The sequence below is a fragment of the Pseudomonas sp. 3A(2025) genome (assembly GCF_054589175.1).
This window is the reverse complement of record NZ_BAAILM010000006.1, coordinates 1-14,544: the sequence shown is the minus strand read 5'-3', so window position 1 is coordinate 14,544 and position 14,544 is coordinate 1. Positions and strand designations below refer to the sequence as shown.

At 61.9% G+C, this 14,544-nt stretch carries 13 protein-coding genes and 1 pseudogene; 10 read left to right on the top strand and 4 right to left on the bottom strand.

Features of this window, described 5'->3' with window-relative positions:
• Positions 1-33 precede the first annotated feature (33 nt).
• A complete protein-coding gene (locus ACYP2A_RS01860) occupies positions 34-660 on the bottom strand; it encodes a PAS domain-containing protein (RefSeq protein WP_459742236.1) in 627 nt (208 codons plus the stop codon).
• 169 nt (positions 661-829) lie between these two features.
• Between ACYP2A_RS01860 and ACYP2A_RS01855 the strand changes: the two genes are divergently transcribed.
• From ACYP2A_RS01855 to ACYP2A_RS01815, 9 genes and pseudogenes are all read left to right on the top strand, one after another.
• Positions 830-1,318: a dimethylamine monooxygenase subunit DmmA family protein gene (locus ACYP2A_RS01855; protein WP_459742234.1), complete on the top strand. Its 489-nt coding sequence runs from the start codon at positions 830-832 to the stop codon at positions 1,316-1,318.
• On the top strand, positions 1,315-2,244 hold the full coding sequence (locus ACYP2A_RS01850; protein WP_459742231.1) for a PDR/VanB family oxidoreductase: 930 nt from the start codon (positions 1,315-1,317) through the stop codon (positions 2,242-2,244). Before ACYP2A_RS01855 ends, ACYP2A_RS01850 begins: the two co-directional genes overlap by 4 nt.
• A gap of 15 nt (positions 2,245-2,259) precedes the next feature.
• Complete coding sequence (locus tag ACYP2A_RS01845; protein ID WP_459742230.1) at positions 2,260-3,270, top strand: heme-dependent oxidative N-demethylase family protein; 1,011 nt, start codon at positions 2,260-2,262, stop codon at positions 3,268-3,270.
• A 128-nt stretch (positions 3,271-3,398) separates the two neighbouring features.
• On the top strand, positions 3,399-4,529 hold the full coding sequence (locus ACYP2A_RS01840) for an aminomethyltransferase family protein (protein WP_459742228.1): 1,131 nt from the start codon (positions 3,399-3,401) through the stop codon (positions 4,527-4,529).
• A gap of 31 nt (positions 4,530-4,560) precedes the next feature.
• Positions 4,561-5,421, top strand: a complete 861-nt coding sequence (purU, locus tag ACYP2A_RS01835) for a formyltetrahydrofolate deformylase (protein WP_459742226.1) — start codon at positions 4,561-4,563, stop codon at positions 5,419-5,421.
• The gene (gene folD / locus ACYP2A_RS01830; protein WP_459742224.1) at positions 5,418-6,278 is read left to right on the top strand and encodes a bifunctional methylenetetrahydrofolate dehydrogenase/methenyltetrahydrofolate cyclohydrolase FolD; all 861 of its coding nucleotides are present in this window, start codon (positions 5,418-5,420) and stop codon (positions 6,276-6,278) included. Before purU ends, folD begins: the two co-directional genes overlap by 4 nt.
• Positions 6,279-6,312: 34 nt before the next feature.
• Positions 6,313-7,683 carry a flavin-containing monooxygenase gene (locus tag ACYP2A_RS01825; protein WP_459742222.1) on the top strand — a complete coding sequence of 457 codons (1,371 nt, stop codon included), beginning with the start codon at positions 6,313-6,315 and terminating at the stop codon, positions 7,681-7,683.
• Between the two features lie 188 nt (positions 7,684-7,871).
• Positions 7,872-10,217, top strand: coding sequence for a DUF1989 domain-containing protein (locus ACYP2A_RS01820; RefSeq protein WP_459742220.1), 2,346 nt, complete (start codon positions 7,872-7,874; stop codon positions 10,215-10,217).
• 92 nt (positions 10,218-10,309) lie between these two features.
• A pseudogene (locus ACYP2A_RS01815) lies at positions 10,310-11,284 on the top strand (methyl-accepting chemotaxis protein); the annotation flags it as partial.
• Between the two features lie 13 nt (positions 11,285-11,297).
• Here ACYP2A_RS01815 and ACYP2A_RS01810 read toward each other — a convergent pair.
• The 3 genes from ACYP2A_RS01810 to ACYP2A_RS01800 form a co-directional block, all read right to left on the bottom strand.
• Complete coding sequence (locus ACYP2A_RS01810) at positions 11,298-11,636, bottom strand: DMT family transporter (RefSeq protein WP_459742218.1); 339 nt, start codon at positions 11,634-11,636, stop codon at positions 11,298-11,300.
• A 59-nt stretch (positions 11,637-11,695) separates the two neighbouring features.
• A complete protein-coding gene (locus tag ACYP2A_RS01805) occupies positions 11,696-12,964 on the bottom strand; it encodes an ammonium transporter (RefSeq protein ID WP_459742216.1) in 1,269 nt (422 codons plus the stop codon).
• 443 nt (positions 12,965-13,407) lie between these two features.
• Positions 13,408-13,851 (bottom strand): hypothetical protein, encoded by a 444-nt coding sequence (locus ACYP2A_RS01800; RefSeq protein WP_459742215.1) that lies wholly within the window; start codon positions 13,849-13,851, stop codon positions 13,408-13,410.
• 78 nt (positions 13,852-13,929) lie between these two features.
• Between ACYP2A_RS01800 and ACYP2A_RS01795 the strand changes: the two genes are divergently transcribed.
• Positions 13,930-14,322: a RidA family protein gene (locus ACYP2A_RS01795; protein WP_459742213.1), complete on the top strand. Its 393-nt coding sequence runs from the start codon at positions 13,930-13,932 to the stop codon at positions 14,320-14,322.
• Positions 14,323-14,544 lie beyond the last annotated feature (222 nt).

Here is a 14,544-nt window from a genome sequence, read left to right as displayed (position 1 = left end):
GCAACGCGGCTCGTGCTGAAACGGCAACAGACCCTACCGCCCAACCTCGAAGATCACCCCTTCAAGCCCCAGAATCTCGCCGCTGCTGGAATACAAGCCCACCCCGGTTTCGCACACTTCCTTGATCTGCCCGTCGGCGCAGCAGATGCGGTAGCGCAGCTGAAACGGCTCGTGCTTGAGCAGTGCGCATTGCACGCAGTACCAGACGTAGTCGCTGTACTCCTCAAGAATCAGGGCGCCGTAGCTCTGTTCGCGGGTCAGTTGTTCGGCCGAATAGCCGGTCAGGTGCAGGCAGCCTTCGCTCACGTACTGCATGTGCCAGGTGCGTACGTTGTCGCCCTTGTAGATCAACGCCGGCAGATCGTTCACCAGCCCGCTGACACTGATGGTTGGCTGTTCAGTGAGCACTATCGGTTCATCTGCGTGCGGCGGCGCCTCATGACGATGCATCCACGACGCCAGCTCCAGGCGTGAGTGCAGGTGAAACTTGCGCAGCAGGTTGCGCACATAAATCTTCACCGTGCCGTCGCTGATGCCCAGTTCCCGGGCGATCTGCTTGTTGTTACGCCCGTCGGTAATCAGGCTCAGGGTCTGTTTTTCGCGCTCGGTCAACGACTGCGTCGTCGACAGCGGCAAGGGGGCGGGGCTGGTCGTGTGCACGTGTGTCCTCCCGTCTTATGTCTTTTGAATACCTTGCGGCAGCAAATTTCATGCCCCGATCCGTCAACTACCCCTTTGGGAGTAGCTCCTCAGGAGGATTGAGCAGAAGTGCGGCATAGGAAAATATCTTGCTCATGGAGAAACGACAGACTGCTGCACGAGGATCATCATGAACGACATCGTTGCGCCGCTCCCCACCAGCTTGCCGCGGTATACCGGTCAGGCACCCGAGCATCGGCCCCGGCACTGGCTGCGTATCACCCAGGGTCAAGGTCTTGAGCCACACCGGGTCAACGGTCAGGCCTACAACGACCTGTCGGCACTGCTGCCAGCGCTGGCCGGGCAGTTGCAAAACAGCCATGTCGGTGTGCAATTGCAGGTGCAGGGCGACGAATCGTTTATCTGGGCGGTGCGCGCCGTGGCCATCGAGGCCGGGCTGCTGGCCGACGAGATCACCCAGACGCTTGGTCAGGCCGGCACGCGTTCGGTGTTCTGCGTGCACTGCGCCCAGGTTCAGGATGCCAGCGACGCCGGGCAGCACACCTGCTGCCAGTGCGGCGTGGTGCTTGAAGTGCGCCGGCACTTTTCCGAGCGGCTGGGCGCCTACATTGGCGTTTGCGCCGATGCCGACCGGCCTTACGGGGAGGCCTGCGCATGAGCCGCACGATTGCCGTTCGGGTTGCCGAAACCCATTTGCTGACGCCTGTAGTACGCGAGCTGTTGCTGGAGCCACTGAGCGGTTCGTTGCCGGTGTTTTCGGCCGGCAGCCATGTGCAGGTGCACCTGCCCAATGGCCGGCGCAATGCCTATTCGCTGCTCGGCGACCCGGCCCAGACGCGCCATTACCGCATTGCGGTGCGCCGCCAGCCGCAGTCGCGCGGTGGCTCGCATTATATTCATGACCAGTTGCAGGTCGGCGACCGGCTGACGATCTCGGCCCCCGCCAACCTGTTTCCCTTGCACAGCAAGGCACGCCTGCACGTACTGATTGCCGCCGGTATCGGCATCACACCGTTCATGGCCTATTGCACCGAGCTTGAGCGCCAGGGCCAGGCCTTCGAGCTGCACTATGCCTGCCGGCCGGGCATCAGCGATGCCTACCTGGACACCCTGCGCGATCAACTGGGCGACCGCCTGCATGTGTATGCCAGCCCCACGCGGCGCCTGGACCTGGCCGCACTGCTGAGCCAGCGTCCGCTGGGCACCCATGTTTATGCCTGCGGTCCGCAAGCGCTGCTCGATGCCCTGCGCGAGCAAAGCCAGGCGCTGGGCTGGCCGGCCGGGCGCGTGCACTGGGAGGCGTTCGCCGCCCCGGAACCCGGTGTGCCGTTTGCCGTGCAACTGGCGCGCAGCGGCCGGCAGTTGCAGGTCAGGTCCGAAGACAGCCTGCTCGAAGCACTGGAAGCGGCGGGCATCGAGGTGCCCAACCTGTGCCGTGGCGGGGTCTGCGGGCAATGCCAGACGCCTTATGTCGATGGCGCGGTCGAGCACCGCGACCTGTTTCTGAGCGACAGCGAACGCAGCACCCACTTGATGCCCTGTGTGTCGCGCAGTTGCGGCGGCGCGCTGGTTCTCGATATCTGATGGCGGAGATGTGCCATGACCCTTGCCTTTAAAGCGCCACAAACCTACTGCGACGATTTCACCTTTCGCAACAGCCCGCAGGCCATCGCGCGCTTTCCGTTTCCGTTCCCGCAGGACGACTACATGTACTCGGTGAACATCGAGCCTGCGGTGTCGCGCGATCCGGGTTCGATCTATGAGCACAGCTTCGACATCGACGAGCATTACCTGTCCGAGACCGCCGAGCGCGCCCGGGTACTGGAACGCGACCCGGAGCGTTGCCTGGTCATGCCGCACATGACCCTGGCCGCCTGGGACATGGTGCAGGTGTTGATGGAGCACCTGGCCGAAGACTATCCGCAGCACTTTCGCCTGCACCGCGACGGCGACGCCTGGCACTGGCAGAACCTGGCCATGGGCATCGACCAGCACTTTACCTTTGGGGATCCGCAGAGCCTGCCGTGCGAGCCGCTGGAATACATCACCCGCCAGTTGCAGGGCGACTTTGCCGTGCTCGACCAGCGCGATGGTGACCTGTTCATGGACGCCGGCATGGTCACCTGTCCGGCCGACTGGTCACTGCGTTTCGACGCCGGCATGAGCTTCAAGCAATGGCATGCGCCGGTGCCGATGGCGCACCAGATGGGTGTTTTCGACCGGGCGCTGAAGTACCTGCTGAACGTACAGGTCGGCCAGCCGGTGCGCCGCCTGAACTGGACGCTGACGATCAATCCGCGACTGGATTCGTCGCCCGAAACCTTTCATGAATGGGGCAGCGACCGCGGCAAGGTCACGGCCGACAATGTCGGGCGGCTGGTGCACTTGCGTGTCGAACTGCAACTGATGATGCGCCTGCCGCGCTCCAACGCGCTGCTGTTCGGCATCCGCACCTACCTGATCAGCATGGATGAACTGGTCACCAACCCCGCCTGGGCGCAGCGCCTGCACCGGGTGATCCGCGATTTGCCCGACGCCATCGCCGACTACAAGGGCATGACCCGCTATCGACAAACCCTGATCGACTGGCTAAGCCGTTTCGATTTGTAGTAACGACCGGGCGGCGATCCGTCGGGCGGCGATCCGTCGGAAACCGCAGCGCCACCGTTCGCGGCTAAAGCCGCTCCTACAGGACTGCGTTGGCCTGCACACCATTATTTACCCAAGAGGAATTTTCCATGACTCATTCATGGCGCACGCCTGCGCTTCGCGAACGGCATCTGGCTCTGGGCTCGAACCTGGAAGACTGGAACGGCATGCCCACGGCCTGGACCTATGACACCGATCTGGCCGACCATCACGAAGCCATTCGCACCCGTGCAGGCTTGATGGACGTCTCGGGCCTGAAGAAGGTCCACTACGTCGGCCCGCACGCCGAAAGCCTGTTGCAGCAGGCCACCACCCGCGACATCGCCAAGCTGTATCCGGGTAAATCGGTGTACGCCTGCATGCTCGACGAAGACGGCAATTTCGCCGACGACTGCATCGTCTATCGCACCGGCCCCAATGCCTTCATGGTGGTGCACGGCGCCGGCAGCGGCCATGAGTTGCTGGTGCGTTCGGCGCAGGGCCGCCAGGTCGCGGTGTTGTTCGATGACGATTTGCACGACCTGTCGTTGCAAGGCCCGAAAGCGGTGGATTTTCTCGCTGAACACGTGCCGGGCATTCGGGACCTGCCGTATTTCCACCACCTGCAAACCCGCCTGTTCGACCGCCCGGTGATGATCTCGCGCACCGGCTACACCGGCGAGCGCGGCTACGAGATCTTCTGCAAGGCCAGCGATGCTGCGTTGATCTGGGACGGCATTCTGGACAAGGGCCGCGACCTGGGAATCATCCCCTGTGCATTTACCGCGCTGGACTGGCTGCGGGTCGAGAGCTCGCTGCTGTTTTTCCCCTACGACAACTCGCAGATGTACCCCTTCGCCGACCAGAAAGCCGGCGACAGCCTGTGGGAGCTGGGCCTGGATTTCACCGTGTCGCCCGGCAAGCAGGCGTTTCGGGGGGCCGAGGAGCATTACCGCCGCCAGGGCCAGGAGCGCTTCAAGATCTTTGGCGTGCTTCTCGACGGCGAGAACGCGGCGCAGGCCGGTGACACGTTGTGGTTCGAAGGCCGCCAGGTCGGCTTGATCACTTGCGGCATGTACTCGCGGCTGACCGGTAAATCCATGGCCATCGCCCGGGTCGAGCCGTCGATTGCCGAGCAAGGCGTGGCGCTTGAAGTGCGCGGCAGCCTGAAGGTGGCTGCAATCAGCCACAGCCTGCCGTTCGATGACCCGGAAAAGAAAAAGCGCACGGCCAAGGGCTGATTGCGCGCCTTTCACGACAAGAGAAAAAGCCATGACCACCCCGCATTACATTCTCAACGTCAGTTGCCCGGCGACCTCGGGCATTGTCAGCGCCGTGACCACCTACCTGGCCGAGCGCGACTGTTACCTGAGCGAGCTTGCGCAGTTCGACGATGAACACACCGGGCGCTTTTTCATGCGCGCGGTGTTCCGCTTCAATGCCGGCGCCGTTGCCGATATTCAGGCTTTACGCCAGGGCTTCGACGATGTCGCGGTGCCCTTTGACATGCAGTGGGCGCTGCATGCCGGCGATCAGCCGTTGAAGGTGCTGTTGATGGTCAGCAAATTCGACCATTGCCTGACCGACCTGCTGTATCGCCATCACAAGGGCGAGCTGAGCATGCAGATTACCGCCATCGTCTCCAACCACCTCGACCTGCGGCCAATGGCCGAGCGCGAGGGCATCCGCTTTGTCTATCTACCGGTCACGCCCGAGACCAAGGCCGCGCAGGAAGCCGAACTGATGAGCATCGTCGAGCAGACCGGCACCGACCTGGTGGTGTTGGCGCGCTACATGCAAATTCTGTCCGATGACCTGTGCCACAAGCTTGCCGGGCGGGCGATCAATATCCATCACTCGTTCCTGCCCGGTTTCAAGGGCGCAAGACCCTATCACCAGGCCTATGCGCGCGGCGTCAAGCTGATCGGCGCCACCGCGCATTACGTCACCGGCGACCTCGACGAAGGGCCGATCATCGAGCAGCAAGTGCAGCGGGTCGAGCATGACCACAGCCCAGACGACCTGGTCGCCATCGGCCGCGACACCGAAACCGTCGCGCTGTCGCGGGCGCTCAAGTACCACCTGGAACACCGGGTGTTCATCAACCACGACAAGACGGTGATCTTCCGATGAGTGCCCGGATGATCGATGGCAAGGCGGCCTCGCTGCGGCTGCTGGCCGAGGTGAGCCTCGATGCCGCGCAACTCAAAGCGCAAGGCATCACGCCGGCGCTGGCGGTGGTGTTGGTCGGCGCCGACCCGGCCAGCCAGGTCTATGTGCGCAACAAGACCCTACGCGCCGGTGAGTGCGGCATTCGCTCGCTTGAGCATCGCTTGCCGGCCCAGACCACCGAGGCGGACTTGCTGGCGCTGATCGCCCAGTTGAATGCCGACCCGGCGGTGCACGGCATTCTGGTGCAACTGCCATTGCCGGCGCAGATCGACGAGCAGCGGGTGATCCAGGCCATTGCGCCGCACAAGGACGTCGATGGTTTTCATGCTGAAAACGTCGGCGGCCTGAGCCAGGGCCGGCGGGTGCTCACACCGTGTACGCCGGCCGGGGTCATGCGCCTGTTGCAGGACACCTGTGGCGATTTGCGCGGCAAGCACGCGGTGGTCATCGGCCGCTCCAATATCGTCGGTAAACCCATGGCCGCCTTGCTACTGCAAGCCGACTGCTCGGTGACCGTGGTGCATTCGCGAAGCGCCAACGCTGCGCAACTGTGCCAACAGGCCGACATCGTCGTCGCGGCGGTGGGCCGGCCGTTGCTGATCGACGCGCAGTGGCTCAAGCCGGGTGCTGTGGTCATTGATGTCGGCATCAACCGCATCGAACAGCAGGGCCAGTCACGGCTGGTCGGCGATGTCGACTTTGCCGCGGCACTGCCCATCGCTTCGGCGATTACCCCGGTGCCCGGTGGTGTCGGCCCGATGACCATTGCCTGCCTGATGCACAACACCCTTGTCGCCACCCGTTTGCAATGCCTGTGAGGCATCGAGCAATCGTCATTGCGGAGAATCGAAGATGAAAAAGCGAGTCGCCATTATCGGTGCCGGCCCTTGCGGCCTGGCGCAACTGCGGGCCTTTCAGTCGGCCGGCGAAGCGGGTGCAGACATCCCCGAACTGGTCTGTTTCGAGAAACAGGCCGACTGGGGCGGCATGTGGAACTACACCTGGCGTACCGGCCTCGATGAGCATGGCGAACCGGTGCACGGCAGCATGTACCGCTACCTGTGGTCGAACGGCCCGAAAGAGTGCCTGGAGTTTGCCGACTACAGTTTCGACGAACATTTTGGCCGCCCGATCGGCTCTTACCCGCCGCGCGAAGTGCTGTGGGATTACATCAAGGGCCGGGTCGAAAAAGCCGGGGTACGCGATTACATTCGCTTCAACACCGTGGTGCGCAGCGTGACCTTCGACGAGGCGCAATCGCAGTTCACTGTCACCGTTCACGACCACAACGACGACCTGACCAGCAGTGAAGTGTTCGATTATGTGGTGGTCGCCAGCGGGCATTTCTCGACGCCCAATGTGCCGCATTTTCCGGGTTTCGAGACCTTCGCCGGGCGTGTGCTGCATGCCCACGATTTTCGCGATGCGCTGGAATTCAAGGACAAGGACGTGTTGATCGTCGGTGGCAGTTACTCGGCCGAAGACATCGGCTCGCAGTGCTACAAGTACGGCGCACGGACCGTCACCAGCAGCTACCGCAGCGCGCCGATGGGCTACAAGTGGCCGGCCAACTGGGAAGAAAAACCGCTGCTGACCCACGTGCAGGGCAACCGCGCATTCTTTATCGATGGCACCAGCAAGGCGGTCGACGCGGTGATTCTGTGCACCGGCTACAAGCATCACTTTGCCTTTTTGCCGGAAGAACTGCGGCTCAAGACCGGCAACCGCTTGTGGCCGCTGAACCTGTACAAGGGCGTGTTCTGGGAAGACAACCCACGGCTGATTTATCTGGGGATGCAGGACCAGTGGTACAGCTTCAACATGTTCGACGCCCAGGCCTGGTACGCCCGCGACGTGATGCTGGGGCGCATCGATTTACCGGACAAGGCGCACATGCGTGCTGAAAACCTGGCCTGGCGCCAGGAAGAAGAAACCCTCGAAACCGCGCAGCAGATGTTCGAATTCCAGGGTGAATACATCCGCCAGTTGATCGAAGCGACCGACTACCCAAGCTTTGACATCTCGCAGGTGAACCAGACCTTCCTGCAATGGAAGAAGGACAAATACGAAGACATCATGGGCTACCGCAACAACTGCTACCGCTCACTGATCACCGGCACCCTGGCCACCGTGCACCACACCCCATGGCTGGATGCACTGGACGATTCGCTCAAGGCCTATCTGGGCAACGACGGTTTTGATCGCCTGAAATCTACAGGCTGACCCCTGTCTGGCACCGACGTAGGAGCGGCTTTAGCCGCGATCGAGTGCGAAGCGCTCGCAAACATCTACGAAGCGCTGACATTTTACGACTGCTAGCGCAGCCGATCGCGGATAAATCCGCTCCTACGGGATCTGTGTCAGTCGCATAAAAGCGGTGTGCCTGTCATTTGTTTCATATGAGGTTGCTCATGAATCTTCCTGTCACCAGCCGGCCTCTGGAGCCGGCGTTGTTTGCCCGCACGCCCGGCTACGAACGGCACCGGGTTGCGCCGGGCGGGCTGACGGTGGTCGCCTTGCAGGCGGGCGACCGCTTGCAGGTCATCGACCTGGAAGGCGACCAGCCTGCCGAGTTGCTGGCCTTTCTGGGCGACGGCCGTGAGGCGTTGTCGGCCTTGGGATTACAGCGCACAACCGGCGCAGGTTTTATTGGCCAGCAGCTAAGCCTGACCACCCGCGAAGCACAACACGCCGTCGCCGGCCTGACCCGGCGCGGTGTCGATTGCCGGCATCTGCCTGAGGCTTGTCAGCTCTGGCCGGCCGCAACGCCGGCAGGTTTCAGCCGTGGCATGACCGCCAGCAGCGAAGTGCTGGTGGTGGTCGCCGCACCGGGCGGGCGCACGGCGGTGGACGGCCAGGGCAGGGCCAGCGAGTTGCGCCTGATCATCGAACGCGCCAACCCGACGGCGCTCTGGGTGCCACCGCTGCCGGCGCCATTGGGCGAGGTCATCGACGAATTCACCATCACACCCGGCAGCGCCCGCGATTACCCCGTGGCGGCCGGCCAGTTCATTCAGGTGCTTGATGTCGCCGGGCGCCAGTGCTCGGACTTTGTCGCCTTTGACCGGCGCGGGCTAGATACCGGGCGCGAAATCGACCTCGACCCTACCGTCACCCGCACCCTCAACGGCAGCGCCTATCCGGGGCCGGGCCTGTTCAGCCGCTTCTATGACCGCAACCTGCAACCGATGCTCGAAGTGGTGCGCGATACGGTCGGCCGCCACGACACCTTCGCCCTGGCTTGTACCGCGCGCTATTACGAGTCGCAAGGCTATTTCGGCCACGACAATTGCAGCGACAACATCAGCCGCGTGCTGGCCGCCCATGGCGTGCAGGGCCGTGCGGGATGGCCGGCGATCAATTTCTTTTTCAACACCGGCATCGATGCCCACCAGCACCTGACCCTCGACGAGCCGTGGTCGCGCCCCGGCGATTACGTGTTGCTCAAGGCGATGACCGACCTGGTGTGCGCCAGCAGCAGTTGCCCGGACGATATCGATCCTGCCAACGGCTGGCAGCCCACCGACATTCACATTCGCGTGTATTCCGAGAAGGAGCGTTTCAGTATCGCCATGAGCACACGACAGACCGCTGACGCCGACCCGGTACTGACCCGCGAAAGCGGCTTTCATCCGGGTACTTCAAGCCTGACCCGGCAGTTCACCGACTACCGCGGTTTCTGGACTCCGACCCGCTTCGATGGCTACGGCGCCCTTGAGGAGTACCACGGCTGCCGCGAGCGGGTGGCTGTGATGGACCTCTCGGCATTGCGCAAATTCGAGGTGCTCGGCCCCGACGCCGAAGCGTTGCTCGACTACTGCCTGACCCGCGATGTGCGCAAGCTCGCCATCGGCCAGGTGGTCTATTCGGCAATGTGTTACGAGCACGGCGGCATGCTCGACGACGGCACCTTGCTGCGCCTGGGCCAGGATGCGTTTCGCTGGATTGGCGGCGAAGACCACGCCGGCGTGTGGCTGCGCGAGCAGGCCGAAAAACTCGGTATGAAGGTGTGGATCAAGAGCGCCTCGGAACAGATCAGCAACATCGCCGTGCAAGGTCCATTAAGCCGTGAACTGCTCCAGCAGATGATCTGGACCCCAGGCACCCAGCCGGCGCTGGCAGAACTTGGCTGGTTCCGCTTTCTGACCGGGCGTCTGGATGACCATAACGGCCCGGCGCTGATGGTCTCGCGCACCGGCTACACCGGCGAACTGGGTTTTGAAGTCTGGTGCCACCCAGATGATGCGATGCAGGTCTGGGAGCGGCTCTGGGCGCTCGGCAAGCCTTTGGGCCTGGTGCCGCTGGGCCTCGAAGCGCTGGACATGCTGCGCATCGAAGCCGGGCTGGTGTTTGCAGGTTACGAGTTCGACGACCAGACCGACCCGTTCGAAGCCGGCATCGGCTTTTGCGTGCCACTGAAGAGCAAGACCGCCGACTTTATCGGCCGCGAGGCGCTGCTGCGGCGCACCGCCCAGCCCCGGCACAAACTGGTCGGGCTTCAGCTTGCGGGCAACGAGGTCGCGGCGCACGGCGATTGCGTGCGCGTCGGCCGAGCTCAGGTCGGGGTCATCACCAGCGCCACGCGCTCGGCGGTGCTGGGGCGCAATATCGCCCTGTGCCGTCTGGACGTCGCCTATTGCGAGCCGGGCACGCTGCTTGAAATCGGCAAGCTCGATGGCCAGCAAAAGCGCATTCGTGCGCAAGTGGCGGCCAACACCGTGGCCTATGACCCGGACAAAAGCCGGGTTCGCAGCTGATCCATTGGCTTCACCCACAGGCGCCCTGTACGACGGCATACGTCTTGCACGGCGCCTTTTGTCATTTCGATTGCCCGAAGGGAGATTGGCCGATGTGGTTTAAAAACGCTTCTCGTAACCTGGCCAATGACCTTGGCCTGTGGCTGGACCGTCTGCTGGACGAGCAAGGCAGCCCTGTTCCTGCGTCTGCGCCACTGCGTGATCATCCGCGCCTGCAAGGCAACCTGCAGCGTCTGCAACAGCGCTGGGGCGAGCTGCAAAACATTCGCCAGGAAGCACAAACGCGCCCGGCGCCGCCGTGCACCGAACAGCAGTACGCCGAATTGCAACAGCGTGTAGCGCAAGGCCTGGCGCAGATTGCCGAGCTACAGGCCCGGCAGCACAGCGATGAGGCGCAACTGGCGCACATGCACGCAGAACAAGCGGGCTGGGAGCAAGAGCGGCAGGTCTGGGAAGTGACCCGCAGCAGCCTGACCGAGGGCTGCTGGTCGATGAACGTGGTGGACGGCAACCCCGATCACCCACACAACGTGATTCGCTGGTCCGAGCAGTTTCGTCAGTTGATCGGCCACGACGCCAAGTCGTTTCCCGATGGTTGGGACAGTTACTTTGCGGTGGTCAACAGCGATGACCTCAAACAGGTCATGCAGGCGTTCGACAGCTCGATGAAAGAGCCAGGTGGCGATGGTGGTTATGTCGTGGAGTACCGCATGCGCCACAAGACCCGTGGCGAGTTGTGGTTTCGCGAGCGCGGCCGCAGCCTGCGCGACAACAACGGCCGGTTGCTGCACGTGGCCGGTGCGGTGCGCGAGATCAGCGATGAAAAGACGGCTGCCAACCTGCATGAGCGCGAGCAGGCCAGCATCCAGGCCACCTACGAAAACATCGCACGCATTGCGGCGGTGATTCGCGGTATCGCCGAACAGACCAACCTGCTGGCGCTCAACGCGGCCATCGAAGCGGCGCGTGCCGGCGAACAGGGCAGGGGCTTTGCCGTGGTCGCCGACGAAGTGCGCAATCTGGCGCAACGTACCCAGGAGTCGGTGCAGCAGATTCAGGCCATGTTGCAGCAGCGCTGAATCAGGCAGTGGTCGGGCTGAACAGTTTCAGCCCGACGATGCCGCCGACAATCATCAGCAGGCACACCCCGCGCAGCACATTCAGCGGCTCACCCAGCACCAGGGTGGCGTAGATCACCGTGCCGATCACGCCGATCCCGACCCACACTGCATACGCCAGACCCAGCGGCAACTCACGCACTGCAAGGCTCAGCAGGTAAATGCTCAACGCCAGAAACACCGCGCAGTACAGGCTCGGCCATAACCGGGTAAAGCCCTGTGTGCGCGGAATCACCGACGCATAAAACACTTCGCACAACCCCGCGAGCACCAGCCACCACCAACCGTTTAATCCCGCCATTGTTACCCGTCCTTGAAACCGAACGGCCCCAGGCGTGTTGCACACCCGGGGCCGTCACCTCAATTGGAATACTTGTAGCCAACCTCGCCATGCGCGGCCAGGTCCAGGCCGTCCACTTCAGCTTCTTCATCGACACGCAAGCCGCCGCACAGCATGGACGCCAGCTTGAACGCCACCAGGCTGCTCAGCGCCGAGAACACAATGCTGAACAACAACGCGCCGCCATTGACCATCAACTGGCTGACCAGATCGCGGCCTTCGGCAAAGCCCTGGCCACCCAGCGCCGTCATGGCAAACACCGGCGTCAGCAGCCCGCCGAGAATACCGGCCACGCCGTGCACGCCAAACACATCGAAGGCGTCGTCCAGGCCCAGCATCGGCTTGAGTTTTTCCACCGACCAGACGCACAGAGGACCGGCGATAAAACCCAGCACGATGGCGCCCATCGGCCCGACAAAGCCGCATGCCGGAGTGATCGCTACCAGGCCTGCGATAGAACCCGACACCGCACCGAACAGGCTTGGCCGGCCACGGTGTTTCCACTCCACCAGCATCCAGCCCAAGGCGCCTGCGCAACTGGCGAGCATGGTGTTGACCATCACCAGCATGGCAAAACCGTTGACCGCCAGCACACAGCCACCGCAGAAGCCCAGCCAGCCGACCCACAGCAGCGAGCCACCGGTCATGGTCATGGTCATGTTGTGCGGCGCCAGTTGCGAGGTACCGAAACCGCGCCGGCGGCCGATCAGCCAGGCACCGACCAAGGATGCAATGCCGACGTTGAGGTGCACCACGTTGCCGCCGGCAAAGTCCTGCACGCCCAGATTGAACACCCAGCCGCCGCCCCAGGCCATGTGCGCCATGGGGATATAGTTGAGGGTGATCCACAGCGCCATGAACACCATGACCGCCGAAAACTTCATGCGCTCGGCAAACGCGCCGACAATGATTGCCGGCGTAATCGCCGCAAACAGCAACATGAACAGGAAATACAAATACTCGGGGATGGTGCCCACCACGGTGGTAATGGTCACGCCCTGCAAAAACAACTTGTCGAGGTTGCCGATGACCGCATTCATCGTACCGCCGTCGCCAAATACCAGGCTGTAGCCGTACACGGCAAAAATGATCGACATCAAGGCTGCCGTGCAGAACACCTGCATCATCACCGAGAGCACATTCTTGGTTCTGGCCATGCCGCCATAGAACAGCGCAAGGCCGGGTAATGTCATCAACAACACAATCAGCGAGCACAACGCCACAAAGGCGGTGTCGCCACTGTTGATCACCGGAGCAGCTTCATCGGCATACCCTGAAGAGCAAGCCATAACAAGAGAGAGGCCGCAGATGGCGCGGCCTGAGCGAGCAAGGCGGATCATGGCTGAGTATCTCCAACGGTCAGAAAATGTGTTGGCGTTTCGAAGCAGGGCAACGTCGCGCCAGCGCTGAGGTCTACGCCGCAGGGGGGATGAATTGCTCATTCCCTTTGGGTAATTTATTTTCCTGTTGGGAATAGCAATTAGCTTGCCATTATCGCAGAGGTGAAAGGATCGGGATCGTTGCAATCCCGGCTGACCCAGTATCGACCATGGTTTTTAATTCGAGGCGTACATTGACTATTAGCATCTGCAACTTTCAGGCGTAACAAAGATGCACTGTAAATGCGCACTTTCTTGAGATGAGCGCCGTTATGGTTATATGCACAAAGGGGTATTGCTCAAGTGCTGATTAATTGTTTTTTTGTCAGGCGAGAAAGAGGGCCGTTGAATAATCAGCGTGTTGCACAGGGTAGAAACTGGCCGACCTCCGCGCTGAGAACCAGAGCAGTGGTCTCATCCTGCACGCTGTCTCTTGAGGGGGTATCGTGCAAGTTCGCCAGTTGCTCACAGGTGTAGCGACGGGTAATCCATTGAACCAGCCAGGCCTCGACTCGTTGATGACTCAGGGCAAGACGCTGTGTTTCGCCTTGGGCACCTTCATAGGTGGTCAGCCACTGCGGATTATTTCGCGAGTTGCGCGAAATAATGAGCTTGCCCGGTTTGAGCATCACCGACATGAACAGCGTCCCGCCATCGCTGAGAGCGCCCACGTCGGTGATCTCGAATTGCCCCTGAGCGTTATCCAGCCATGACAGTTGGTTATCCGGTTCAGTGCTGCTAGCCAGGCAATGCAGCGGGAGTAACAGTGTAAACAGGCAGAGCAGTGGTCTATGCACGGGATGGCTCTGTAAAAGGTTGTAATCGGAACGGTACACTAGTGGCCACGCGTTTCTATCCCTCGACCTGAGATTTTCATGGCTAACCAAGACATCACCTTCATTCCCGACCCGGACGCAGACTCCATTTCCTCCGACGTCGCAGGCTTCGGCGGTCTGCTGGTCTCGACCCAGATCCCGACCCGTGCCGACGGCAGCCTGGAGCTGGGCGGCATTATCGAACAAAGCGAATGCACCTTGCAGGCGCTCAAGGTTGCACTGGAAAAGGCCGGCAGCTCACTGGACCGGGTCCTGCACCTGACCATCTACCTCACCGACATGGCTGATCGCGCGGCATTCAATGACGTGTACCGGCGCTTTTTCAAACAGCCCTGGCCGGTACGTGCTGCCGTGGGCGTGGCATCGCTGGCGGTCGAAGGCATGCGCGTGGAAGTGACGGCGATGGCCGCCAAGGCTTGGCTGCCTGATTAATCGCATTCCTAGAAGATCACCCGCCGCCACGACGCCACGCTGTCGCGCAGCAAACATGGGATCGTAGGAGGGGCCGGTCGGCATTCCGGCAGAGCCCCCTCTCATCAAACATAAAATAAGTTATTGATTTTATTGAGTTTAAAATTCATCACTACTGCCTCACTGCAATATCAATTCAAGCCACCAATACAACCTCTATCCCCAGCTTGCGCGCCGTGCTTA